This window comes from Vicinamibacteria bacterium, assembly GCA_035570235.1.
Taxonomy (GTDB): domain Bacteria; phylum Acidobacteriota; class Vicinamibacteria; order Fen-336; family Fen-336; genus DATMML01.
The window spans coordinates 21,639-45,632 of sequence record DATMML010000076.1; the positions used below are offsets into that span (position 1 = coordinate 21,639).

The 23,994-nt window shown below is 68.4% G+C and carries 18 protein-coding genes; 9 read left to right on the top strand and 9 right to left on the bottom strand.

Annotated elements, in window-relative coordinates:
* The first annotated feature begins 11 nt into the window (after positions 1-11).
* From VN461_13880 to VN461_13895, 4 genes are all read left to right on the top strand, one after another.
* Positions 12-314 carry a DUF503 domain-containing protein gene (locus tag VN461_13880; GenBank protein ID HXB55873.1) on the top strand — a complete coding sequence of 101 codons (303 nt, stop codon included), beginning with the start codon at positions 12-14 and terminating at the stop codon, positions 312-314.
* Complete coding sequence (gene rbfA, locus VN461_13885) at positions 311-673, top strand: 30S ribosome-binding factor RbfA (GenBank protein ID HXB55874.1); 363 nt, start codon at positions 311-313, stop codon at positions 671-673. Before VN461_13880 ends, rbfA begins: the two co-directional genes overlap by 4 nt.
* A complete protein-coding gene (truB, locus tag VN461_13890; protein ID HXB55875.1) occupies positions 673-1,605 on the top strand; it encodes a tRNA pseudouridine(55) synthase TruB in 933 nt (310 codons plus the stop codon). The genes rbfA and truB overlap by 1 nt, the downstream gene beginning before the upstream one ends.
* A gap of 282 nt (positions 1,606-1,887) precedes the next feature.
* A complete protein-coding gene (locus tag VN461_13895; protein HXB55876.1) occupies positions 1,888-2,778 on the top strand; it encodes a hypothetical protein in 891 nt (296 codons plus the stop codon).
* Between the two features lie 33 nt (positions 2,779-2,811).
* Here the strand turns inward: VN461_13895 and VN461_13900 are convergent, their stop codons facing one another.
* Complete coding sequence (locus tag VN461_13900; protein ID HXB55877.1) at positions 2,812-4,701, bottom strand: hypothetical protein; 1,890 nt, start codon at positions 4,699-4,701, stop codon at positions 2,812-2,814.
* Between the two features lie 87 nt (positions 4,702-4,788).
* On the opposite strand from VN461_13900, the gene rpsO reads away from it, so the two are divergent.
* The 5 genes from rpsO (at position 4,789) to VN461_13925 (ending at position 12,197) form a co-directional block, all read left to right on the top strand.
* Complete coding sequence (gene rpsO, locus VN461_13905; protein HXB55878.1) at positions 4,789-5,058, top strand: 30S ribosomal protein S15; 270 nt, start codon at positions 4,789-4,791, stop codon at positions 5,056-5,058.
* Between the two features lie 234 nt (positions 5,059-5,292).
* On the top strand, positions 5,293-7,572 hold the full coding sequence (gene pnp / locus VN461_13910; GenBank protein HXB55879.1) for a polyribonucleotide nucleotidyltransferase: 2,280 nt from the start codon (positions 5,293-5,295) through the stop codon (positions 7,570-7,572).
* Between the two features lie 46 nt (positions 7,573-7,618).
* Positions 7,619-7,933 (top strand): cupredoxin domain-containing protein, encoded by a 315-nt coding sequence (locus VN461_13915; GenBank protein HXB55880.1) that lies wholly within the window; start codon positions 7,619-7,621, stop codon positions 7,931-7,933.
* Between the two features lie 44 nt (positions 7,934-7,977).
* A complete protein-coding gene (locus tag VN461_13920; protein HXB55881.1) occupies positions 7,978-9,429 on the top strand; it encodes a 4Fe-4S dicluster domain-containing protein in 1,452 nt (483 codons plus the stop codon).
* Positions 9,426-12,197: a molybdopterin-dependent oxidoreductase gene (locus VN461_13925; protein ID HXB55882.1), complete on the top strand. Its 2,772-nt coding sequence runs from the start codon at positions 9,426-9,428 to the stop codon at positions 12,195-12,197. Before VN461_13920 ends, VN461_13925 begins: the two co-directional genes overlap by 4 nt.
* 21 nt (positions 12,198-12,218) lie before the next feature.
* Here VN461_13925 and VN461_13930 read toward each other — a convergent pair whose 3' ends face one another.
* The 8 genes from VN461_13930 to VN461_13965 all read right to left on the bottom strand — a co-directional run.
* Positions 12,219-13,895 carry an ATP-binding protein gene (locus VN461_13930; GenBank protein ID HXB55883.1) on the bottom strand — a complete coding sequence of 559 codons (1,677 nt, stop codon included), beginning with the start codon at positions 13,893-13,895 and terminating at the stop codon, positions 12,219-12,221.
* Positions 13,896-15,655: 1,760 nt separating this feature from the next.
* Positions 15,656-18,100, bottom strand: a complete 2,445-nt coding sequence (gene lon, locus VN461_13935) for an endopeptidase La (GenBank protein HXB55884.1) — start codon at positions 18,098-18,100, stop codon at positions 15,656-15,658.
* Between the two features lie 14 nt (positions 18,101-18,114).
* On the bottom strand, positions 18,115-18,546 hold the full coding sequence (locus VN461_13940; protein ID HXB55885.1) for a TraR/DksA family transcriptional regulator: 432 nt from the start codon (positions 18,544-18,546) through the stop codon (positions 18,115-18,117).
* A gap of 35 nt (positions 18,547-18,581) precedes the next feature.
* Positions 18,582-20,081 carry a DegQ family serine endoprotease gene (locus VN461_13945; GenBank protein HXB55886.1) on the bottom strand — a complete coding sequence of 500 codons (1,500 nt, stop codon included), beginning with the start codon at positions 20,079-20,081 and terminating at the stop codon, positions 18,582-18,584.
* A gap of 386 nt (positions 20,082-20,467) precedes the next feature.
* Positions 20,468-22,096 carry a chaperonin GroEL gene (gene groL, locus VN461_13950; protein HXB55887.1) on the bottom strand — a complete coding sequence of 543 codons (1,629 nt, stop codon included), beginning with the start codon at positions 22,094-22,096 and terminating at the stop codon, positions 20,468-20,470.
* Positions 22,097-22,190: 94 nt separating this feature from the next.
* Complete coding sequence (locus VN461_13955) at positions 22,191-22,481, bottom strand: co-chaperone GroES (GenBank protein ID HXB55888.1); 291 nt, start codon at positions 22,479-22,481, stop codon at positions 22,191-22,193.
* A gap of 107 nt (positions 22,482-22,588) precedes the next feature.
* The gene (locus VN461_13960; protein ID HXB55889.1) at positions 22,589-23,047 is read right to left on the bottom strand and encodes an Hsp20/alpha crystallin family protein; all 459 of its coding nucleotides are present in this window, start codon (positions 23,045-23,047) and stop codon (positions 22,589-22,591) included.
* 58 nt (positions 23,048-23,105) lie between these two features.
* Positions 23,106-23,994: Hsp70 family protein (locus VN461_13965; protein ID HXB55890.1), on the bottom strand; the 889-nt coding region annotated here is incomplete at its 5' end.

The window sequence follows — 23,994 nt, forward strand, 5'->3', positions numbered from 1 at the left end:
GCTGCTCCCCTTTGCCCTCCCTTGCCATGGCCATGGTCATCGGGCTGCTGACGCTGGAGCTGCACTTCCCGGGAGCGAGGTCCCTCAAGGACAAGCGCCAGGCCCTGCGCAGCCTGGAGACCCGCATCCGAAACCGGTTCAACGTCTCCGTGGCCGAGGTCGAGCATCAGGATCTCTGGCAGCGGGCCCGGCTGGCGGTGGTCTCCGTCAACACCGACCACAGCCATCTGGAGTCGACCCTCTCCAGCATCGCGGGGGAAGCGGGCAGGGCCCGCGACATCCTGCTCGTAGACTCCCAGACGGAGATTCTATGATCGGGCGCCGGAAGGAGCGGCTGGACGAGGAGATCCGGGAGGAGGTGGCGGTGATCATCGGCCGCGAGCTCAAGGACCCTAGGATCGGCTTCGTGACCGTGACCCGGGTCGATCTCACGGGCGACCTGCGGACGGCACGCATCCACGTGGGAATCCTCGGGGACGCGACCCAGCGGGAGAAGACGCTGGGGGGGCTGCGGCAGGCCTCGGGGTTCCTGCGCCGGGAGCTGGGGCGGCGGATCCGATTGCGCCACACCCCGGAACTGCAATTCCAATACGACGAGGGCCTGGACGCTACCGAGCGGGTGGCGGAGCTGCTCGATGAGAACCGCTCGCGGCCCGAGGAGCCGAAAGAGTAGTGGCCCTGGACGTCGACGCGCCCCACGGCGTCCTGGTGGTGGACAAGCCCGCGGGGCCGACCTCCCATGACATCGTCAACCGGGTGCGGGTGGCGCTTGGAACCCGGCGTGCGGGTCACACGGGGACCCTGGATCCCTTCGCCACCGGTGTCCTGGCCGTTTGCCTGGGCAAGGCCACCCGGCTGGTGCGCTTCCTCACCCAGGGGGACAAGGTCTACCGCGCCACGGTCCGCCTGGGCTTCGCAACCACGACCGACGATCTCATGGGAGAGCCCTTGGGCGCTCCCCGACTGGTCTCCTACCCGCCCGACGCGCTGGCCGACGCCGTGCGCGGCCTGACCGGCACCTTCGACCAAGTTGCCCCGTCCTTCTCGGCCAAGCGAGTCGAGGGACGGCGCCTCTACGAGCGAGCCCGGGAGGGGGAAGCGGTGCCGAGGACGGTGGCCCGAGTGACCGTTCACGCTCTCGAAGTTCTGTCCGCGGAGGAGGACTGCCTCGAGGTGGAGGTCGTTTGCTCGCCCGGGACCTACGTCCGGGCCCTGGCCCGGGATCTGGGCGAGGCCCTGGGCAGCGGAGCCCACCTCACCGCCCTCCGGCGCCTCCGCTCGGGGGCCTTCGGCCTGGAGCAGGCCGTGCCCGGGGACGGCCTGAGCGGCTCCGCGCGGGGGCGGGTGTTGCCCCTCTCCGCCCTCCTCACCGACTTCCCGGAGGTGCGGGTGGGCTCGGAGGGCCGGAACGCTCTCCGACATGGGCGCGACCTCAACCGTCGTCTGATCCTCTCGGGCTTTCCCGAGTCCCCCCCCGCCCGGCTCCGGGTGCTGGACGAGGAGGGAGGGCTCTTGGCTCTGGCCGTTCCGCGGGGGTTCGGTGTCGAGGTGGGTGGCCTGCCCGTCGAGCCCATCCTGCATCCGGATGTGGTGCTCTTCGGCTAGCGAAGGGCTACCACCGGCGGGGGATGCCTGTTTGAGCACCCCAAGGAAATGGTGGACAGCCGGCGCGCTTCACGCTAAAATGCCGCCGGTTTTGACAGCGGGATGTTCCCCCGGTCTCTTTCCGCCCCTGGGCGTTCACGGGACCTTGGCGCCGCGTGGGTGGTTGGCTTTGCTCGTCGCGTAGGTCAGAGGGAGGGGAAACGGAAGACGGCTCTTCCTGGGGGCGGGGCCGAGATGACTCGATGTGGACTCCCCGCAGGGCCGGGGGTCGGGAGGTAGACAGTGGGAAAAACCAGATCGCCCCAGGTTTCCAGAATTGCCGTGGCCGGGCTGGCCGCCTTCCTCGGGTCCTGCGGCGGCAACTCGCCCTCTAGGCCGGCTCCCGCCCCCACCCCCACGCCGCTGCCCGCGCCCACGCCGACGCCTGTGCCGACCACTCCGGCGTCCCTCAACAAGACTTGCGACCGCCTCGGGCCGGGAGCGCAGGCCTTCCGGTGTCCCTACGAGGTCCCCAGCTTCCTGAACGACATCGAGACCGCCATCGGTCAGGTGCGGCAGCAGAAGCCGGAGCTCTTCGACGGCGATCAGATCAAGAACATCGGCCCGTTCTACGTGCAGCTCCTGAAGAACCTCGACGCCGCGGGGCTCTGCGGGTACTACGACGGCTCGGAATTAGGGATCAAGAACGCGAACGACTTCAACGATCAGTACGCGGTCACCACCAGCCAGGCGAAACTCCGCCACGGTCTCCCGTCCTACCAGTCCACCTGCCACCCCGCCGCCATCCCCGTGGCCCCGCCTCCGCCTATCATCACTGCCGGTTGTCCGCTCGGCCCCAGCGACTGCATCGCCTGCGACGACCGCGCACAGTCCTACTTCAACGCCCAGGTCGACGCCGCCATCCAGAAGCTGCTCGACGAGCAAAAGCAGCTCTTCGACTTCACCGACGTGAAGCAGGACGGCTGGCCCCGGGTCGTGAACAAGGACGCCTATACCCAGGGCATTGTCCAGTACCTGAGCTCCCAGGGACTGTGCGCACGCTTCGACGGCAAGGAAATGGCGGTCAAGAACACCAACGACTTCAACGAGCAATGGGCTGTCTTCTACAGCGAGAACTGGGTGCGCCGGGGCACGGGCAGTTTCCGGGGGAGCTGCTATCCGTCGTGCTTCTGACCCTCGGGGGAGCGAGCGGTCAAGCCCGGGTCTTCAGGGCGCCTCTGGGTTGATGCGGTAGAGGCGGACCCCGGGTTCCTCGTAGAGCGGCTCGAGCATCGCCAGGGCCTCGAAGCGGATGCGGTCCCCCCCGTAGAGGCAGAGAAAGCGCGCGCCCAGACCACGGGCGATCTCCCGGGCCTCCGCACCGTCGGGCGTGCGGAAAAAACGGAAGACGGTCTCGTGGCGCGCCTCCAAGGCCTCGCGGCTCGCGAACTGCGTCAGATAGGGCGTGAAACGCTCGTAGGGAACCCGTCGCCCGATCAGGATCACGGGAGCGGGCGGATAGCGGGCCCCGGGGCGCTGGAGGACGACCTCGCCCGGCCGGCTCGAGCGCGCGAGCACGTTCATGGCTCGCACGGTGGCGGCGGGAAGCCGGTCGGGAGGCAGCCCCGCCTTCTTGACCACGAATTGGACGGTGGCGGGCAGGGCCAGGGCCGTGACCACGACGCCGACGAAGACCGCGCGGAGGCGGGACGCTCCGAGCCCGGCCAGGGTCAGAGAGGTGAAGATCCAGAGCAGCGGCCCGCCCTGCTCGATGAGATACGCGGCGTCGTTCACGACCTTCTGGCCCTCCAAAACCTCGGGGGCGGACACGCGGAAGAGCAAGCCCAGCGGCCAGGCGGCGAGGGCCATCGCCGAGAGAGCCACCGCGGGGGCCTGGTCCGACCGGAGGGCCCGGAACGCCGCGGGCAGACCCAAGAGGCGGAGGCCCAAGGAGCAGGCCACCCAGAACAGGCTGAAGAGGAGGAGGGAAGGGCCGGGGAGGGGGGCCAGCTCCAGGCTCTCGCGCGTGACGCGCACGAGGTCGAGGGGTTCGAGCACTACCGCCACCGTCTGTGCGCCCTGCCCCAGCACGAGGGCGGCGGTCCCCAGCGCGCAGGCCAGAGCGGTAGTGAGCAGCGGCCCCCGGCGGTGGCGGCGGTGGAGGACGGCGGCGGCTCCGAGGCCCAAGAGCAGGTGCGCGCCCAGGAAGACCTTGAAGAAAGGCACGGCCAAGGCCTGTACCGCGGCCAGGGCCAGCCACCCGCGGCCCTCGCCGGCTTGGTGCCGCCCGAGAGCGATCAGGGCGCCGAGGGCCAGGGCGAGGGCCGGCACCACGGGGTTGGCCAGGAAGAGCGAGATCAGCAGGTTCGCCCGCAGCAGGTCCGTCCACCAGTGGGCGGAGGGGTTCGCGGCAAAGACGAACGAGAAATCGGTGAGGAGCAGCGTCCAGGGGACGAGGGACACCGCCGCCGGGCTTCCGCGCAGGCAGAAGACGACGCCGCGGAGGGCCAGGACGAGGGCGAGGGCGCCGAGGGTGACGTCGAGCCGGGTGATGGAGTCATAGGGGTCGATCCCCGCCCAGCGCAGGGCCGCCGCCCGCACCAGGTCGATCCCGAGGTGGTAGCGGACGGGGAAGCCGGAGACGCCGGGAAGCTGGGGGGGGTAGCCGAGGGTGAGCTCGCGCGCCAAGCCCGCGTGGAAGCCGGTGTCGTAGGTGACGAGCGGGTCCATGAGGAACTCGCCCGTCGGTCCGATCCGGTTCCAAGGGTATTGGGTGAGGGCGAGTAAGGCGACGAGGACCAAGAAGGGGGCGACCGCCCCCCGGGCGGACGGCCCTTCGGCCAGGCGCCAGGGGCCACGGGGGAGGAGCATCAGGAGGTCGAGCGCGCCTACGCCGAGAGGGAAGATCCAAGGCTGCCCCAGGACCAGGCTCAGCCAGTAGAGGCCGGCGGCCAGCGCCGTGCCCAGGGGGAGGACCAGGGCGGGGTCCATCTTCAGCCGGAGGAGCCGGTGGAGGGCGATTCCGGGCCCGGCGATCGCCACGGCCGCGAAGGCCAGATAAGAGAACGCGGGTCCGGGCGTGCCGAGCTCGGTGAGGGCGAAGGGGCTCAAAGTCAAACCGGCCTTAGAGTTTACACGGTATGAGCGGGTGTGCTAGAGTAGCCGCTTGGATAAAGAGAAAGAGGAGATAGAGGAGGTCAGTCGGTGAGTTTCAGCAAGGCGCAGAAGGCGTCGGTCATCTCAGGCCATCAAACCCACCCTGCGGACACGGGATCACCCGAGGTGCAGGTGGCCATCCTGAGCGAGCGCATCAACTACCTGACGGTACATTTCAAGACCCACGCCAAGGACCATCATTCGAGGCGGGGCCTGATGATGCTCGTCGGACAGCGTCGGCGCCTGCTAGACTATCTGAAGAGCAAAGACCTCGCGCGGTACCGCGGCCTCATCGACAAGCTTGGCATCCGGAAGTAAATCGGACGACCCGCACCCTAATCCGAGGCCCCAACTCGGAAGGGCAGGGGCGGTTCTGCGTGTCCCAAGACCAGAGAGCGTGCTCCGCTGGGCCTTCCCCAGCCCCCGGCGTTTGCACCCAGCCCTCATCCGCCCTCATTTTTCTGCGGCGAGCGCCGCGGGCGGGATGGACGTACAGCGGCGCGCTCTCTCATTTGGGTCCCCGAGAGGGGCCCTTGGAGAGAAGCGGAGACCATGATGCAACGGCAACGAGTCGAGATGCCCCTCGGCCGCCACACCCTTTCCATCGAGACCGGGCACCTGGCCAAACAGGCGGACGGAGCGGTTCTGGTGCGCCTTGGTGACACGGTGGTCCTGGCCACGGCCTGTGCCCAGAGGGAGCCGCGGGCGGGGGTGGACTTCCTGCCCCTGACCGTGGACTACCGCGAGAACACCTACGCGGGGGGCAAGATCCCCGGCGGGTTCTTCAAACGGGAGGGACGACCGAACGAGAAGGAGATCCTCACCTCCCGCATGATCGACCGGCCCCTGCGCCCGCTCTTCCCCGAGGGGTACTCCTGCGAGACGCAGGTGATCGGCCTCCTTCTCTCCGCGGACATGGAGAACGACTCCGACACCCTGTCCATCATCGGCGCCTCCACCGCCCTCTGCATCTCCGACATCCCCTTTACCACCCCGATCGGGGCGGTGCGGGTGGGCTTCTGGGACGGAGAATGCGTGGTGAACCCCACCTCCAACGATCTGCGGACGAAGAGCCGGCTGAACCTGCTGGTGGCGGGAACGGAAGACGCCATCGTGATGGTGGAATCGGGGGCGGCGGAGATCTCCGAGGCCGAGATGGTGCGCGCCCTCAGCGAGGGGCACGCGGTCATCAAGCAGATCGTGGGGCTGCAGAAGCAGCTCCAGGGCAGCGTGGGCAAGCCGAAGAGGGTGGTGGTCAAGAAGGAAGTGGCTCCCGCCCTGGCCGCGGAGATCGAAGCCGCCCTCACCGCGCCCCTCCTTTCCGCCATGCGCACGCCGGGCAAGCTCGAGTCCTACGCGCGGATGAAGCAGGTGCGGGACGAGTACCTGGCCGGCATCCCCGAGGACCAGGCGGAGAGGCGGGCCGCGGTCGGCCCCGCGTACGACGGTCTCCGCGAGAAGCTGCTGCGGGGGGAGGTCCTGGGCCACAGCAAGCGGCTGGACGGACGACGCTTCGACGAGATCCGCGCGATCTCCAGCGAGGTGGGGGTGCTCCCCCGCACCCACGGCTCCGCCGTCTTCACGCGGGGCGAGACCCAGGCCCTGGTCACGGTCACCCTCGGGACCTCCGAGGACATGCAGATCATCGACACCGTGCAGGAGCCCGACCACAAGAAGCGCTTCATGCTCCACTACAACTTCCCCCCCTTCTCGGTGGGGGAGGTGAAGTTCCTGCGCGGTCCCGGACGACGCGAGATCGGGCACGGAGCGCTAGCGGAGCGGGCCCTGCGGGGGATGCTTCCCGACGAGGAGGGCTTCCCCTATACCATCCGCATCGTCTCCGACATCCTCGAGTCCAACGGCTCCTCTTCCATGGCTACCATCTGCGGGGGCACCCTCGCCCTCATGGACGCGGGCGTGCCCATCAAGAGCCCGGTGGCGGGGGTGGCCATGGGCCTTGTCAAGGAGGGGGAGCGGTGGGCGGTCCTCTCCGACATCGCGGGCGAGGAAGACCACTACGGCGACATGGACTTCAAGGTGGCGGGCACCCGCGAGGGCATCACCGCCCTCCAGATGGACATCAAGATCGGGGGCGTCACCCCCGAGATCATGACCGCGGCCCTGGAACAGGCCCGCCGGGGCCGCCTCCACATCCTGGACTGCATGGCGGCGGCCATCGGGCAGCCACGGCCCAGCATCAGCGCCTATGCCCCGCGGATCCTCACCATCAAGGTCCCGGTGGACAAGATCCGCGACATCATCGGGCCGGGGGGCAAGATGATCCGGTCCATCGTGGAGCGGACCGGCTGCAAGATCGACGTGGAGGATGACGGCCGGGTGTCCATCGCTTCCGTGGACGAGGCGGCGGCCCGCAAGGCCATCGCCATCATCGAGGAGCTGACCGCCACCGCCGAATTGAACAAGACGTACCTGGGCAAGGTGGTGCGGGTGGTCGATTTCGGGGCCTTCGTGGAGATCCTGCCCGGCACCGACGGCCTCTTGCACGTCTCGGAGATGGCCCACCACCGGGTGCAGGACGTGCGGAGCGAGGTCAAGGAGGGGGACCAGATCCTGGTCAAGGTGGTGAGCATCGACCCCTCGGGCAAGATCCGGCTCTCCCGCAAGGCCCTGCTCGAAGAAGCCCAGGGGGGGGCCCCGGGTCCGGACGGCGGGGGCTCCCACTCGGGCGGCCCGCCGCGGCACGACGAGCACCGTCCCCGCGGCGAGAACCGGGGGGGGCAGCGCGGAGAGTACCGGGGCGGGGAGCACCGCGGCGGGGAGCACCGCGGCGGGGCCGACCGGGGGCGCCGGGATCACGGTCGGCAGCGCTAGAGGAGGGAGCATCCGCGGTCTGCTTTGTCTGGCCGTCGGCGCGGGCGTGCTCACCGCGGGGGCGGAACCCGCGACGAGGGCCGCGGCCGGCAGTGATCAGGTGGAGCTGGTGGCCTCGCGGGAGGGGTTCCGACCCAAGACCCTGAACGCCCGCAAGGGAGAGACCCTGCGCCTCGTCCTGCGCACCGCGGACGTGGAGCACTGCTTCGCCCTCGACGCTCTCCGCATCGAGAAGCGTATCCTCCCTGGCCGGACCACCAGCGTCGACCTCACCCCCGACCGGGTGGGCAGCTTCCCCTTCCACTGCTGCCTGGAACCCGGGAACGAGGCGTTGCGCGGGCGGTTGGTCGTCTCCGAGTAGAAGCTCCACCGCGCGTCCCGCGGATCGGCTAGAATCCGCGATGTTTGAACTACGCCTTTCTCATCGATAACCGCCGCTGCATCGGCTGCCACGCCTGCTCCGTGGCCTGCAAGGCCGAGCACGAGGTCCCCCTGGGCGTGGCCCGCACCTGGGTCAAGTACGTCGAGAAGGGGGTGTTCCCGGAGACCCGGCGGACCTTCACCGTCACCCGCTGCAACCACTGCGAGGACGCGCCCTGCGTCGAGATCTGCCCGACGACCGCGCTCTTCACGCGGCGGGACGGAATTGTGGACTTCGACCCCCGCCGCTGCATCGGCTGCAAGGCCTGCATGCAGGGCTGTCCCTACGACGCGCTCTACATCGACCCCCGCACGGAGACCGCGGCCAAGTGCAACTTCTGCGCGCATAAGGTGGAGGTCGGCCTCGAGCCCCCCTGCGTCGTGGTCTGCCCCACCCAAGCCATCGTGGCTGGAGACCTCGACGCCCCCGATTCCACGATCGTGCGCCTGGTCGGCCGCGTTCCCACCCAGGTCCGCAAGCCCGAGAAAGGCACGCGGCCCAAGGTCTACTACATCGACGCCGATGCCTCGGCTCTGGTACCGGCCGCGGCCCCGCCCCTCTCCGATTACATGTGGTCGCAGGCCCCCCCCGCCCTCGCCCTGCCCCCCATGCCTCTGACCGAGGAGGCGGGCGCGCCTCGCAGGACCTACGGCGTGAAGGAGCAGCACCGGAACTCCTGGGGGGCGAAGGTCTCCGCGTACCTCTGGACGAAGTCGCTGGCCGCGGGCGCCTTTCTGGTTCCGGCCCTGCTCTCCTGGCTCGATCCTGCGGGGTTCCCCCTGCGCTCGCGGGCGGCCCTTCTCGCCCTCCTCTTCCTGGCCGTGACGGGCCTCCTGCTGATCTCCGACCTGCGCCAGCCGAAGCGCTTCCTCTGGACGCTGACCCGGCCGCAATGGCGTTCCTGGCTGACCCGGGGCTCCTACATCATCACCGCGTATGGAGGCCTGCTCGGCCTTCAGGTCCTCCTCGGCCTCGGCGTCCTCCGCCTGCCCCTGCCCGGGGCCCTGGTCGCGCTGACCGTCCTCCTGGCCGCAGCCACCGCCGTCTACACCGCCTTCCTCTTCGGCCAGTCGAAGGGGCGGGACCTCTGGCAGTCGGCCCTCCTCGCCCCCCACCTGATCGTGCAGGCCCTGGTGGCGGGCGCGGCCGTCTTCGCCCCCGCCTGGCTCATCGGGTTGTTGCCAGTGAGCGGCCTCCTGGTGGCGGGAGAGGTGTGGGGACACCACTCCACGGAGGACGCCCGGCGGGCGGCCCGCCTCATCCAAGAGGACCCCCGCTTCACCACCGTTGTCCTGGCCGGGGGCCATCTCCTGCCGCTCGCCCTCCTCTGGGCCTCCATAGCTAACCCCTTCCTGGTGGGGGGCCTCGCCCTCCTCGGCCTCCTCACCTGGGAACACCTCTACGTCCAGGCCCCCCAGCGGATACCCAACGCGTGACCATCGAGCGCCTTTCCCCCGGCTCCGGCCTGCAGGCCTACCCCCCGCCCGAGAAATGGGACGACTGGCGGGAGTACGACCCTAGGCAATGGCCGCGCCGCGTCGAGAGGCGCTACCAGCTGGTGCCGACTATCTGCTTCAACTGCGAGGCCGCGTGCGGTCTTCTGGCTTACGTGGACCAGGAAACGATGACGGTCCGCAAGTTCGAGGGCAACCCGCTGCACCCGGCGTCCCGGGGCCGCAACTGTGCCAAAGGCCCCGCCACCATCAACCAGATCCAGGACCCGGAGCGGATCCTCTACCCGCTGCGCAGGACGGGGAAGCGGGGGGAGGGGAAGTGGGCCCGGGTCACCTGGGAGGAGGCCCTGGACGAGATCGGGGGTCGGATCCAGAAGGCGTTCCGGGAGGGGCGACGGAACGAGGTGATGTACCACGTGGGTCGGGCCGGCTACGAGCGAACCATGGACCGCATCCTGCGGGCCTGGGGGATCGACGGCCACAACTCGCACACCAACGTGTGCTCCGCCTCCGCCCGCTTGGGCTACGCCCTTTGGTCCGGCTACGACCGGCCCAGCCCCGACCACGCAAACGCGCGGGTGATCCTGCTCCTCTCCTCGCACCTCGAGTCCGGCCACTACTTCAACCCCCACGCCCAGCGCATCATCGAGGGCAAGCTCAAGGGCGCCCGCCTCGTGGTCATGGACCCACGCCTTTCCAACACCGCCTCCATGGCCGACCATTGGCTGCCCACCCACCCCGGAAGCGAAGCGGCCGTGCTCCTGGCCATGGCCCGACTGATCCTGGAGGAGGGCGCGGCCGACCTCGCCTACCTGGAGCGCTGGACGAACTGGCGGGAGTACATGGCCGATCGGCTTCCCGGGGAGGAGCCGAGCTTCTCCTCTTTCCTGGCCGCCCTGAAGCACCTCTACCGGGAGTACACCCCCGAATTTGCGGAAGGAGAGAGCGGCGTCCCCCGCGAGAAGATCGTGGCCGTGGCGCGCCTCATCGGGGGGGCGAAGGGGGGTCTGGCCTCCCACGTCTGGCGTGGCTCCGCCAGCGGCAACCTCGGGGGCTGGCAGGTCGCGCGCGCCCTGCAGCTCTTGACCGTGCTCACGGGCAGCGTGGGCACCCCCGGCGGCACCTCCCCCCACGGATGGAACAAGTACAAGCCGGTCTTCTGGGAGGAGCCGCCGCCGGCGAAGGAGTGGAACGAGCTTCTCTTCCCGCGCGAGTGGCCGCTCAGCCACTACGAGATGTCGTTCCTGCTCCCGCATTTCCTGAAGGAGGGCCGGGGCCGGCTGGACGTCTACTTCACCCGCGTCTACAACCCGGTGTGGACCAACCCCGACGGCATGGCCTGGATGGAGGTCCTCCAGGACGAATCGCTCGTGGGCCTCCACGTTGCCCTGACCCCGATCTGGAACGAGACCGCGGGCTTCGCGGACTTCGTGCTCCCCATGGGCCACGCCGGGGAGCGCCACGACATCCAGAGCCAGGAGACGCAGTCGGGCCGCTGGGTGAGCTTTCGGCAACCGGTGCTGCGGGCGGCGCGCGAACGGCGGGGGGAGGTGTTCCGGGCCACCCACGAAGCGAACCCGGGCGAGGTCTGGGAGGAGGACGAGTTCTGGATCGACCTCTCCTGGCGGATCGACCCCGACGGGTCCATGGGCATCCGCCACTTCTTCGAGTCGCCCTACCGGGGGGGGGAGAAGCTCACCGTCCACGAGTACTACCGCTGGATCTTCGAGAACGCCGTGCCGGGACTGCCGGAGAGGGCGGCTAAGGAAGGGCTCGCCCCCCTCGACTACATGCGGCGCTACGGCGCCTTCCTCATTGAAGAGAACGTTCACGGCCTGGAAGAGAAGCCCCTCACCGTGCCCGCGGGCACGGGGCCCCTCCGTAAGGATGGGAAGGCGCTGGGGGTGGAGGTGGGGGGGAAGCGCCTCGCGGGGTTCCCGACCCCGTCCGGCAAGCTGGAAATCTATTCCCGCACCCTCGTGGAGTGGGGCTGGCCCGAAGAAGCGCTCCCCGGCTACATCCGCAGCCACGTCCACCGCCAGGCCCTGGACCCCGAAAAGGGGGAGATGGTCCTGCTTCCCACCTTCCGCCTCCCCACCCTCATCCACACCCGCAGCGGGAACGCCAAATACCTGAACGAGATCTCCCATCGGAATCCCCTCTGGGTGCACACCCGCGACGCGAAGAGGCTCGCCCTGGAGACGGGAGACCTGGTGCGCGTCACCACCGAGATCGGTCATTTCGTCAACCACGTCTGGGTCACGGAAGGCATCGCGCCCGGGGTGGTGGCCTGCTCGCACCACTTGGGTCGCTGGCGGCTCCACGAGGGGGAGGGGAGCCGCTGGTCGGCCGCCCGGGTGGCTCTGGAGCGGCGGGGCACGACCGTGCTCATGCGGCAGATCGAGGGCGTGGGCCCCTTCCCGAGCCCGGATCCCGACTCCAGCCGCATCTGGTGGAGCGACGGGGGCGTTCACCAGAACCTCGCCTTCCCCGTCCACCCCGACCCCGTTTCCGGGATGCACTGCTGGCACCAGAAAGTCGTGGTCTCGCGGGCCCGCGCGGAGGATCGCTACGGGGACGTGCTCGTGGACACCGCGCGCTCGGGGGCGGTCTACCGCGAGTGGCTGGCCAAGGCCCGTCCGGGGCCGGGCCCGGGCGGGCTGCGGCGGCCCCTATGGCTGGACCGGCCCCTCCGCCCGGCGGAGGAGATGTTCGTCATCCCCGCAGAGTCCCCCCCTAAAAACGAGTGACGGGCCCCCGGGTCGCGGGGGCTAGCCCGCGGAGGGCACGGGTAGGGTGATGCGGAAGGTCGTGCCCACATCGGGGGCGGTCGTGAAGTCGATGCGCCCCTTGTGGCGCTCGACGACCATGAGGACGTTGGAGAGGCCCAGACCCGTCCCCTTCCCCTCGGGCTTGGTGGTGACGAAGGGCTCGAACACGGTCTGGCGGATCGACTCCGGGATGCCCGGGCCCTCGTCCGAGATCGCGATCTCGACCCCGTCACCCTGCCGGGCCGACCGGACGGTGAGGCGGCCGCCCGTCCCCGCCATGGCGTGGAGGGCGTTGACGGTGAGGTTGATGAGGGCCATCTCGAGCTGGCTGGAAACCCCCATGACGGGGGGCAAGGAGGGGGCGAGGTCCTTCTCCAGCTGGACCCCGCTCTTGACGATCTGGTAGCGGCACATCTCCAGGCTGCGCTCGATTAGCTCGTTGGGGGAGAGGGGGGTCATCTCCTCCTGGGACGGCCGGCTGAAGGCGAGCAGGCTGTGGGCCAGGGTCTTGAGCCGGTCCGCTCCCCGTGCCACCGACGCGAGCATCTCGCTCTGGGGGGCGCTCAGGTTCTGGGCCTCCAGGAGCTCCACGTTGCCCATGATGTAGGTCAGAGGCGTGTTCAGCTCGTGGGCAATGCCCGCCGCCATTTGGCCGATGGTAGCCAGCTTCTCGGACTGCAGAAGCTGCTTCTGGGCCTCCTTCAGCTCCTCGATCGTGTGCTGCTCGCGCTCGAAGAGCTGGGCGTTCTCGATGGCGAGGGCGGCGTGACGGGCCAGGGCCTCCGCGGCTTTGAGACCGTCCGGGCTGAAGGGGACGGATGTCTCCTGGTTGTCGACGTAGAGGGCCCCCAGGGCCCGGGGATAGCCGCCGTTGCTGTCCGCCTCCGTCCGCGGGGAGCGCAAAGGGATGCAGACGATCGTGCGCAGGTCCATGGCGATCACGCTGGGGGCCGACCCCAGGTTGGGGTCGGCAAGCGCGTTTCCGGTGGCCACGATCTCGCCCGTGGCCAGGGCCTTCTTAACCACCGAGTTCGAGATGCCCCTGACCTCCGTGAGGGGGGCCTCGTCACCCTTGCCGCGCGCCACCCGCAGGCGAAGGCCGGCCACGGGTGGATAGCGCTCGGCGTCGGCGGAGTTGTCGGCCAGGAGCAGGAAGCCCCGCTCCGCGCGCGTGATGCGCATGACCGCGTCCAAGACCTGCTCCAGCACCTGGCTCAGGACGAGGGTGGAGTTGAGGGTCTGGACCAGGGAAAGCAAGAGCTGCTGCTGCTCGATCCAGGGGAATTCCGCGATCTGGGCGGTGGAGTGATCGGAGCCCAGGGAGGAGAACTTCAAGGTCAGGTTGCCGAGCTGCACCTGCGCTCCCGGCGTCAGCTCCGTCTTCTGCACCTTGGCCGCGTTCACGTAGACGCCGTGCAGGCTCCCCTGGTCCTCGACGAAGAACCGCTCTTTCTCGTACAGAATTCGCGCATGCACCTTGGAGATCGACGGCTCGTTCAGGCAGAGGTCATTTTGCCGGGCCCGCCCCAGGGTGTAGGAGCGACTGCGCAGGAAGTGGATCTTCTCGGCCACGTTGCCCCGAATCACCTCCAGAAGGGCCACGGCCAGGCTGCTGCCGCAATGCAGGCAGCGGACGGCGTCGGGGTGGTTCTCCTTCGAGCACTTCGGGCACCGCATGGGATCCCTGGGATCATGCCCGATCGTGCTTCCGGGCGTCAATCCGGGAGAGGAAGGCGGGCCCGAGGTAGGATTCCCGGGTGAGCGCGAAGCCGACCCCGGCCTGGGCCGCTCCCGCCGCCGCGTTGGCCTGGGGAGTCGGCCTCATCGCGCTCGCCCGCGTTCCCCCGATCGTGGAACGGCTGCCCTGCCTGGGCGTGCTCAACGGGCCTCTGGGCCCCGTGCTCATCGTCTTGGCCCTGGCCGTCGCCCTCGCGCCCAAGGTGGGGGGATGGGGACGCGGGTTGCGCCCCAGCCCCCCTTGGCTCTTCGCCGTCTCCGCGGGTCTACTCATTCTCGCCGGCCTCTCCTACACGACCCGCCTCAGCGCGTCCGGGGACGAGCCGCACTACCTGCTCATGGCCCAGAGCCTGTGGCGGGATCACGACCTCGACCTGGAGAAGGGCCTGGCCCGTGGGGACTGGCGGGAATACTCGGCGGGGCCCCTCACCCCGCACTACGGCAGCCCGCGACGCGACGGCCGGCCCTACCCCGCGCACAGCGTGGGTCTCCCCGTGCTGCTGGCCCCGCTCTACGCGGCGGGGGGGCGCTCGGCCTGCGTGGTGGTGATGGCCCTGCTCGGGGCCGCCCTGGCCCTCCAGGTGCGGCGCCTCGCGCTCGGCTTAACGGGGGACGAGGGGGCGGCGCTCTGGGCTTGGGCGGCCACGGTCGGGCCTCCGGTGGCTTTCTACTCCTTCCACCTCTACACGGAGGTGCCCTCCGCTCTTGCTCTCGCCTTGAGCCTCGGCCTGCTCCTGAGCGCCCCGGGCCCCGGGGGGGCGGCGGCGGCGGCGCTCCTGGCCGCCGCCTTGCCTTGGTTGCACGTGAAGATGATCCCGGCCGCGGGTGTCCTCGGCCTTTTGGGTCTTCTCCGTCTGCGGGGTCGTTCCCTCGTTGTCTTCCTGGGGATCGCGGGGGCCATGGCCGCGGTCTACCTGGCCTACTTTCAGCACATCTACGGCCATCCCAACCCCCTGGCCATCTATGGGGGGGCCGCCCCCGCGGAGCCGGGCGGATCGCCGCTGCGCGCGGCTCTCGGCCTCCTGCTGGACCGCTCCTTCGGCCTCCTGCCCTGCGCGCCCGTGTTCCTGCTCGCCCTGGCCGGGATCGGCCTGTTCGCGCGACGGCCCTGGGCAGAGACTCTCCCCGCGGCTCTCCTCGCGGTTTCGGTGTTGGCTCCGGTCCTTGGATGGCGGATGTGGTGGGGAGGGCAATGCCCTCCGGGTCGTCTGCTCGTGCCCCTCATGCCGTTCCTGGGCCTCGCGCTCGCCTTCCGCGCGGCGGGTCCTGCCCGCGGCCTCATGCGCTGGCGATGGCCCCTTATCTCGTCGGGGCTCGCGCTGGCCGCATTCATGATCGCGGAGCCGACACGGCTCCTCCTCCTCAACCGGGGGAATCGCCCCACGCGGGTGTGGGCCGCGCTCTCCGGGGCGTGGCCGGTCGGCCGCTACCTCCCTTCCCTCACCGCCCCCGATCCGGCGGAGACGCGGGTCGCTCTCCTCTGGGTGGTGGCGGTAGGAGGTGTCATCATCCTCGATCAGCTGGCCCGGCGGAGTGATGCCATCGACCGCCTCTTCCGCGGCCTGGGGCTGCCCCTGCTGCTGGCCCTGACGGCGGGAGGGCTGGTGGATGGGTGGGCGCGTGCGGGATCGGCGCCGGTCAAAGACGGGGCCTCCCTCCTCCCCGAAGGAAGGGAAGGCGTGGAGGGAGACCCCGCGGGGTCAGTTCGAGAGGCGCAGCTGCCAGCGGTCCTTGTCGCGGTTGGACTCGAAGGAGCCGGGCGTGAGGGCCCGCTCCAGGACCTCCTCGATCGACGAGACGAGCGTCACTTTGAGATCGGTGCGGACGTTCTCGGGGATGTCCTCCTTCACCGCCTTCTCGTTGCGCTTGGGGAGGAGGACTTCTTTGACTCCCAGGCGGTGCGCGGCCAGGACCTTCTCCTTGATTCCTCCCACCGGGAGCACGCGCCCGGAGAGCGTCATCTCTCCGGTCATGGCCACCCGGGGCCTCACGGGGCGGCCGGTGAGCAGGGAGACGATGGCAGTGACGAGGGTGATGCCGGCGGACGGGCCGTCCTTGGGAATCGCCCCCTCCGGCACGTGGAGGTGCAGGTCGACCCGCTCGAAGAAGGAGTCCTCGATCCCGAGTTGGCGGGCGTGGGCCCGCACCCAGGAAAGGGCGGCCTGGGCGCTCTCCTTCATGACGTCGCCCAGCTGCCCGGTCAGGGTGAGGCCTTTCTTCCCGAACATCTGGCTGGCTTCGATGTAGAGCACCTCGCCCCCGGCCGCGGTCCAGGAGAGGCCTAGGGCCACCCCCGGAATGAGCGTGCGCTCATCCATCTCCTCGCGCATGAAGTAGGGCGCGCCTAAGAACTCTTCCACTCTCTCGGGGGTGACGGCCACTGTCTCCGGAGATCCTTCCGCCTTCTTGCGCGCCACCTTGCGGATGATGCTCGCGATCTCCCGCTCCAGGTTCCGGAGGCCGGCCTCCCGGGTGTACTCCCGGATGAGTTTGGTCAGGGCCTCGTCACCGAAGGCCACCGTCTCCGCGGTCATCCCGTGGTTCTCGAGCTGACGGGGGATGATGTGGCGTCGGGCGATGTGCAGCTTCTCCTCCTCGATGTAGCCGGCGAGGCGGATTACCTCCATGCGGTCTTTCAGGGCAGGGGGCACGGTGTCGAGGATGTTGGCGGTGGTGATGAACAGCACCTCCGAGAGGTCGAAGGGCAAATCGATGTAGTGGTCCTTGAAGGTGTTGTTCTGCTCGGGGTCCAAGACCTCGAGGAGGGCGGCCGAGGGATCACCCCGGAAGTCCAGCCCGATCTTGTCCACCTCGTCCAGGATGAAGACGGGGTTCTTGCTGTCCGCCCGGCGTAGGCCCTGGATGATCTGCCCAGGCAGGGCTCCGATGTATGTCCGCCGATGGCCGCGGATCTCCGCCTCGTCCCGCATGCCGCCCAGGCTGATGCGCACGAACTTGCGACCGAGCGCGCTGGCGATGGACTTGCCGAGGCTGGTCTTGCCCACCCCCGGGGGTCCCACGAAGCAGAGGATGGGCCCCTTGAGGTCCGGCTTCATCTTGCGCACGGCCAGGTACTCGAGGATCCGATCCTTGACCTTCTCCAGGTCGTAGTGGTCGTTGTCCAGGACCTCCTTGGCCTTGGCGAGGTCGATTTCGACCTCCGTGCGCCGGCTCCAGGGCAGGGCCACCAGCCAGTCCAGGTAGGTGCGGGCCACCGTGTACTCGGCGGCGGCGGGGGACATCTTGGTAAGGCGGTCCAGCTCGCGCACGGCTTCCTTCTTGATCTCCTCCGGCATCCCCGCCTTCTCGACCTTCTCCCGTAGCTCGTTGTACTCGCGCTGCTGGTCGTCCCCGTCCCCCAGCTCCTTCTGGATGGCCTTCATCTGCTCGCGCAGGTAGTACTCGCGCTGGTTCTTCTGGAGTTCGCTCTTGACCTGGCTCTGGATCTTGCTGCCGACCTCCAGCACCTCCAGATCCTTGACCAGCACCTTGTTGATACGGTCCAGCCGCGCCCGCACGTCGAGGATCTCCAGGAACTCCTGCTTCTGAGCGGTGTTCAGGGAGGGGATGCTGCCGGCGATGAAATCGGCCAGGCGCGCCGGATCCTGGATGTTGGCGGCCAAGGTCTGCAGCTCGTCGGACAGGGTGGGGGAGAGCTCCACCACCCGCTGGAAGAGTCCTTGCACGCTCTGGGCCAGGGCCCGTACCTCGACCTCCTGGGCGGCGGGCACCACGTCCTTAAGCAGCTCCAGGCCGGCCTTGATGAACGGCCGGTACTGGTTCACCCCCAGGAGGGAGAAGCGCTGGATGCCCTGCACGACCAGGCGCAGGGATCCATCCGGGAACTTGAACATCTTGTGGATATGGGTGAGGGTGCCCACGCGGTAGAGGTCGCTCTCTACGGGGTCATCGATGGTGGGGTCCCGCTGGGTCACCACCCCGATGACCTTGCGGTCGCGGACCGCCTCATGCACGAGGGCCACCGAGCTCTCCCGCGCCACGGCCAGGGGCAGGATGGCGTGGGGAAACAGGATGGTGTCGCGCAGGGGCAGGATGGCCAGCTCCCGCGGCACGTCCGATAGGTTCACTTCGTGGACGCCTCCGGACTCGAAGTCCGGCGTACGGTCGTCCTTGGTCTCGCTCATTCGGTCTCTCCCGGTTAGCGGACGGCCACCGAGAACTCCTTCTGGAAGCGCGCGAAGGCGCGGGCCTCGCGCTCGGCCTCGGTCTTCATCTCCTCCTGCTCCTGGCAGCTCCGGCAAAGAGCGGCGAAGGGCAGGGCCTTGAGGCGGGCTTCCGCGATCTCGGAGCTGCACTCCGCGCACGATCCGTAGGTGCCGGTCTCCAGGCGCTGGATGGCTTCGTCGATCTTGCTCAGGGTCTCCGACTTCATCTGCATGAGAGCAAAGTCCACTTCCTGCACGAAGTCATCGACGCTCTGCTCCTCGGCGTCCTTGACCTCGGTGACCTCGGCGGGCAGGGTCTCCCGGAGAGAGCGGAGCTTCTGCTGAATCTCGTTCCGCCGCTCTTCGAGCATGCCCTTCAGCACCTCGTAACGCTCGCGATCCACGACGCCTTTCTTCCTTGCCATCGGATGCCTCCCTTCTTGGTGAGGTTCCTTCTCCTTCACGATACCTTCAGGACCACGAACCGGAACCCGTTGGAATCACGCACGCGCAGGCGCGCGACTCCTTCCTTGCGGGCCGCTTCGATCGCCTGCTCGAATTCGTCGACGCCACCCACCGGGCTGCCGTTGACGCTGACGATCACGTCCCCTCTCTTGAGGCCGGCCTGTTCCGCGGTCTCGCCCGCTTCGACATCCCGGACCACCACCCCCTTGGTCGCCCGCGGCAGCTCCAGCCGCTCGGCCAGGGTGGGGTTCAGGTCCTGGAGGGTCATGCCCAGCTTGCCCTTGCGGGCCTCTCCGCCCTCCGCTTCCGCGGGCTCGTCCGGGAAGGTTCCGAGGGTCACGGAGAGCGCTTTCTCCTCCCCGCTCCGCAACAGGTTGAGGTGCACGGTGGTCCCCGGTGGCTTGGATGCGATGTAGCGGGAGAGGTCGCCGTTGTCCTGGATCTTCCGGGCGTCTGCGGTGAGGATCACGTCCTCGGCCTTGAGCCCGGCCTTCTCCGCCGGACCTCCCGGCGTGAGCTGGTTGATGATGGCTCCCTTGGCCTCCTTCATCTTCAGGCTCTTGGCCATGTCCTCGTCCACGGACTGGATCTGGATCCCGAGCCAGCCGCGCGTGACCTTACCCTTGTCGCGAAGCTGGGGAAGGATGTCCCGGGCCACGTTTATGGGCACGGAAAAGCCCACCCCCGACGACTGGTGCTCGCCCCCGGTGATGATCAGGGTGTTGATGCCCACCACCTGCCCGCGCGTGTTCAGAAGCGGGCCCCCGGAGTTGCCGGGGTTGATGGCGGCGTCGGTCTGGATCATGTCCACGGTGGTGCCTTGCACGCCCAGCGCGAGGGCCCGCCCCTTGAAGGAGATCACGCCCACCGTCACGCTGTTGCCCCCGAGGCCGAACGGGTTCCCGACCGCCATCACCCACTCGCCGACATCGATCTGGTCCGAGTCGCCGAGCTCCAGGGTGGTCAGCGCCTCCTTGGGCTCGATCTTGAGCAGGGCCACGTCTGTCCGGGCATCCTTCCCCACCAGCTTCGCCTCGTAGGTCTTCCCGCTACTGAGGGTGACCGAGATCTGGTCGGCGCCCTCCACGACGTGGCGGTTGGTGAGGATGCGCCCCTCCTTGTCGATGATGAAGCCCGAGCCCAGGCTGGTCTGGGTCTGGCGCTCGGTCCCGCTGCCCCCCCGGGGGAGGAAGCGGTCCATCATGTCGTCCCCGAAGAAGTCCCGGAAGGGATCCTGGAAGCGCTGCCGTTTAACGACTTTCCGGGTGTTGATGTTCACGACCCCCGGCGTCTCCCGGCGCGCGATGTCCCGGAAGGTGTCGAGGGTGAGCGCACCGGAGGCCCGGGCGGGGAGGTCGGAGGACACCGCGGCCTCGGGGGGCTTGGCCATGGCCGTCTCCGGCCTCTGGATCTGGGTCGTGACCAGGGCGCCGAGCAGCATGGCGGCCATGGCCACGGAGAAAAATGAAGCGATCGCCTTGCCGCGCGTATTCATCGAAGCTCTTGTCTCCCTCCCCTCTGCGGGGAGCTACGAAGGGTCCGGCCCGCGGCGCCCCTACCGACCTCTATCGGCTTTCGATCGGGAAAATTCCCGAGCCCGCGGATGAAACCCTTCAAAATGCAAGCAAAAACCGTACCGAGCCTGAGAACTGGGAAGATGTCCCGAACGACCCTTAACCGGTCGACCCGGGCCCAGGCCGCCCGGGATGTACGCCCCTTCCACCTAAGTTACGTTGGGAGCGAGTAAAAAGTTGTACCCAACGCCCGGCTCGGGACCCCCGGACTGTCCGTTCTGGCGTCCGGGGCGTCCTCTGCCAATGTCACTCCCCTGGCCGGCAGGGGGCCCTGGAGAGGCAATTTTCCGGGCCCCCGGCCGGGTCATCAGTAGTCGTCCATGCCTCCGGCCGGCATCGGCGGCTCCTTCTTCTTCTCCGGGATCTCCGCCACCACGACCTCGGTGGTCAGCATCAGGGCGGCAATCGAGGAGGCGTTCTGGATGGCGCAGCGCACCACCTTCGTGGGGTCGATGACGCCGGCGTCAATCAGGTTCTCGAACTTGTTGTTCTGGGCGTTGAACCCCATCTCCGAGTCCATGCCCCGCACCTTGCCCACCACGATGTTGCCCTCGTGGCCCGCGTTGTTGGCGATCCAGCGCAACGGCTCTTCCAGCGCCCGCCGCACCGTCTCCATGCCCACCCGCACGTCGTGGCCGAGGCTTTGGTCCTGAAGCGCCTTGTCCAGAGCGGGCACGGAGCGGAGCAGGGCCACGCCGCCGCCGGGCACGATGCCTTCCTCGACGGCGGCTTTGGTGGCGTGCATGGCGTCCTCCACCCGGGCTTTCTTCTCCTTCATCTCCGTCTCCGTGGCCGCTCCCACCTTGATCACAGCCACCCCGCCCACCAGCTTGGCCAGACGCTCCTGCAGCTTCTCGCGGTCGTAGTCGGAGGTGGTCTCCTCGATTTGGGTCCGGAGCTGCTTCACCCGGCCCTCGATGTCCCGGGGCTTGCCCGCACCCTCGATGATGGTGGTGTTCTCCTTGTCGATGACCACCTTCTTGGCCCGGCCCAGATCCTCGATTTTCATGCTTTCGAGCTTGATCCCGAGGTCTTCGGTGATGGCCTTGCCCCCGGTGAGGGTAGCGATGTCCTCCAGCATGGCCTTGCGGCGGTCCCCATAGCCGGGGGCCTTCACGGCCGCGGCCTTGAGGGTGCCCCGGAGCTTGTTGACCACCAGGGTGGCCAGGGCTTCGCCCTCCACCTCCTCGGCCACGATCAGGAGGGGCTTGCCCTGCTGGGCGATCTTCTCCAGCACGGGCAGCAGGTCCTTCATGCTCGAGATCTTCTTCTCGTAGATGAGCAGATAGGGCTCCTCGAGCACGACTTCCATCCGCTCGGCATCGGTCACGAAGTAGGGGGAGAGATAGCCGCGGTCGAAACGCATCCCCTCCACCACCTCCAGGACCGTTTCCATGGTCTTGGACTCCTCGACCGTGATCACGCCGTCCTTGCCCACCTTCTCCATGGCCTCGGCAATGATGCCGCCGATGGTCTCGTCGCTGTTGGCGGAGATGGTGCCCACCTGCGCGATCATCTTGCCCTTGACGGGCTTGCTCAGCTTCTTGAGCTCTTCCACGACCAGGGCTACCGCCTTCTCGATCCCTTTCTTCAACTCCATGGGGTTGACGCCGGCGGTCACGTTTTTGATTCCCTCGCGGAAGAGGCACTGGGCGAGCACGGTGGCGGTGGTGGTCCCATCCCCGGCCACGTCGCTCGTCTTGCTGGCCACCTCACGGACCATGCGGGCCCCCAGGTTCTCCATGGGGTCCTTGAGGTCCACCTCCTTGGCCACGGTGACTCCGTCCTTGGTGATGGTGGGGGAGCCGAACTTCCTGTCCAGGATGACATTCCGCCCCTTGGGCCCGAGCGTCACCTTAACGGCATCGGCCAGGGCATTGACGCCCTTCAGGACCGCGCCCCGCGCGGCCTCGCGGTAAACGATGTCTTTCGCCATTCCCAGTTCCTCCGAGAGAGTGTCTGAGCCTAGGAGCCGCTGCCCGCTTCACCCGGACGGGCCGCGTCACGGGCGTGCGCCGGGCACCGCTTGCTCACTGAAGAATCCCGAGGACCTCGTCCTCCTTGAGAATCAGGTACTCCTCACCGCCGATCTTGACGTCCGTCCCCGACCATTTGCCGACCAGCACCTTGTCTCCTGGCTTGAGGGTGAGGGGGACGCGGCTGCCGTCCTGCAGGATCCTCCCCGAGCCCACCCCCATCACCTCGGCCTTCTGGGGCTTCTCCTTGGCGCTGTCGGGGATGATGATCCCGCCGACCTTCTGTTCCGCTTCCTCCAGCCGGCGCAGCAAGACCCGGTCCCGCAGGGGTCTCACGTTTGGCATCGCTTTGCCTCCCGAGTGATGAGCACGCGCGGGAGCCGGCCGGGCGGGGGCGGCGGACCGCCCCTTCGCCTTCGGCCGGGTCCCGCTTTTCTTCGGTTTTGGCCGCTTCACTTGGCCACGTTGATGGAGATCTGCTTCGGCTTGGCCTCGTCCTTCTTGGGGAGGGTCATCCTCAGCAGGCCATCCTTGTACTCGGCCTTGATCTTCTCGGTGTCCACGACGTTGGGCAACGTGAAGGACCGGGTGAAGCTCCCGTAGGCCCGCTCCACGCGGTGGTAGTTCTCGCGCTTCACCTCGTTCTCGAGCTTGCGCTCCCCGCGCAGGGTCAGGATGTTGTTCTCCACCCGCACGTCCACGTCCTTGGGATCGATTCCAGGCAGCTCGGCCTTGAGGACGATGTTGCCGTTCTGTTCGTAGATGTCCACGGCGGGGGCCCAGGAGCCTCCCACCCAGTCTTCCTCACCGCCCGTACGGTTGATCCCCCGGAACGACTCGTCAAACAGCCGATTCATCCGCTCCTGCAAGCCGATCAGGTCGCGGAACGGCTCCCAGCGAACAATAGCCATACTCACTTCCTCCTTCCTCAGGCCCGTCCCTCGGCGGGACGGGCCTCTTGATCTTTTCTCAGTTCTTCACCGTGTACTCTGCGTCCACGACGTCGCCTTGGGGCTTGTCGTGCCCCGCCGCCGGTGACGGCCCCTCGCCTCCGGGACCGCCCGGGGTCTTCTTGTAAAGCGTCTCCGCCACCTTGTGGCTGAGACCGGTGAGGCGCTCCAGCGCGGCCCGCATGGCGCCGACGTCCTCGCCCTCCGCGGCCTTGCGCGCCTCCGCCACCGCTTCCTCGATCTTTCCCGCCTCGGGCTCCCCGATCTGGCTACGGTTGTCCTTCAGTAGCTTCTCCAGGTTGTAGGCCATGCCGTCAAGCTGGTTCCGGACATCGATCGACTCCCGGCGGTGCTTGTCATCCTCCGCGTGGGCCTGGGCGTCCTTCACCATCCGCTCCACCTCCTCCTTGGCCAGACCCGAGGAGGCGGTGATGGTGATGGCCTGGGTCTTGCCCGTGGCCAGGTCCTTGGCGGAGACGTTCAGGATGCCGTTGGCGTCTATGTCGAACGTCACCTCCACCTGGGGCACGCCCCGTGGGGCGGAGGGGATCCCCACCAGCTGGAACTTGCCGAGCGTCCGGTTGTCCCGCGCCATCTCGCGCTCTCCCTGGAGGACGTGGATCTCCACCGAGGGCTGGTTGTCGGCGGCGGTGGAGAAGACCTCCGTCTTCTTGGTGGGAATCGTGGTGTTGCGCTCGATGAGCCGGGTCATCACGCCCCCCAGGGTCTCGACGCCCAGGGAGAGGGGAGTGACATCCAGGAGGAGGACGTCCTTCACGTCCCCGGCCAGGATCCCGGCCTGGATGGCGGCCCCCACCGCGACCACCTCGTCGGGGTTCACGCCCTTGTGGGGCTCCTTGCCGAAGGTGTCCCGGACTAGCTTCTGGATCCGCGGCATGCGGGTCATG

What these genes read in the sequence shown, in the direction of transcription:
- pnp (HXB55879.1), top strand. Translation starts at nt 5,293, where the DNA reads ATGATGCAACGGCAACGAGTCGAGATGCCCCTCGGCCGCCACACCCTT.
- VN461_13930 (HXB55883.1), bottom strand. Translation starts at nt 13,895, where the DNA reads ATGCGGTGCCCGAAGTGCTCGAAGGAGAACCACCCCGACGCCGTCCGC.
- groL (HXB55887.1), bottom strand. Translation starts at nt 22,096, where the DNA reads ATGGCGAAAGACATCGTTTACCGCGAGGCCGCGCGGGGCGCGGTCCTG.
- VN461_13955 (HXB55888.1), bottom strand. Translation starts at nt 22,481, where the DNA reads ATGCCAAACGTGAGACCCCTGCGGGACCGGGTCTTGCTGCGCCGGCTG.
- VN461_13960 (HXB55889.1), bottom strand. Translation starts at nt 23,047, where the DNA reads ATGGCTATTGTTCGCTGGGAGCCGTTCCGCGACCTGATCGGCTTGCAG.
- VN461_13945 (HXB55886.1), bottom strand. Translation starts at nt 20,081, where the DNA reads ATGAATACGCGCGGCAAGGCGATCGCTTCATTTTTCTCCGTGGCCATG.
- VN461_13940 (HXB55885.1), bottom strand. Translation starts at nt 18,546, where the DNA reads ATGGCAAGGAAGAAAGGCGTCGTGGATCGCGAGCGTTACGAGGTGCTG.
- lon (HXB55884.1), bottom strand. Translation starts at nt 18,100, where the DNA reads ATGAGCGAGACCAAGGACGACCGTACGCCGGACTTCGAGTCCGGAGGC.
- rbfA (HXB55874.1), top strand. Translation starts at nt 311, where the DNA reads ATGATCGGGCGCCGGAAGGAGCGGCTGGACGAGGAGATCCGGGAGGAG.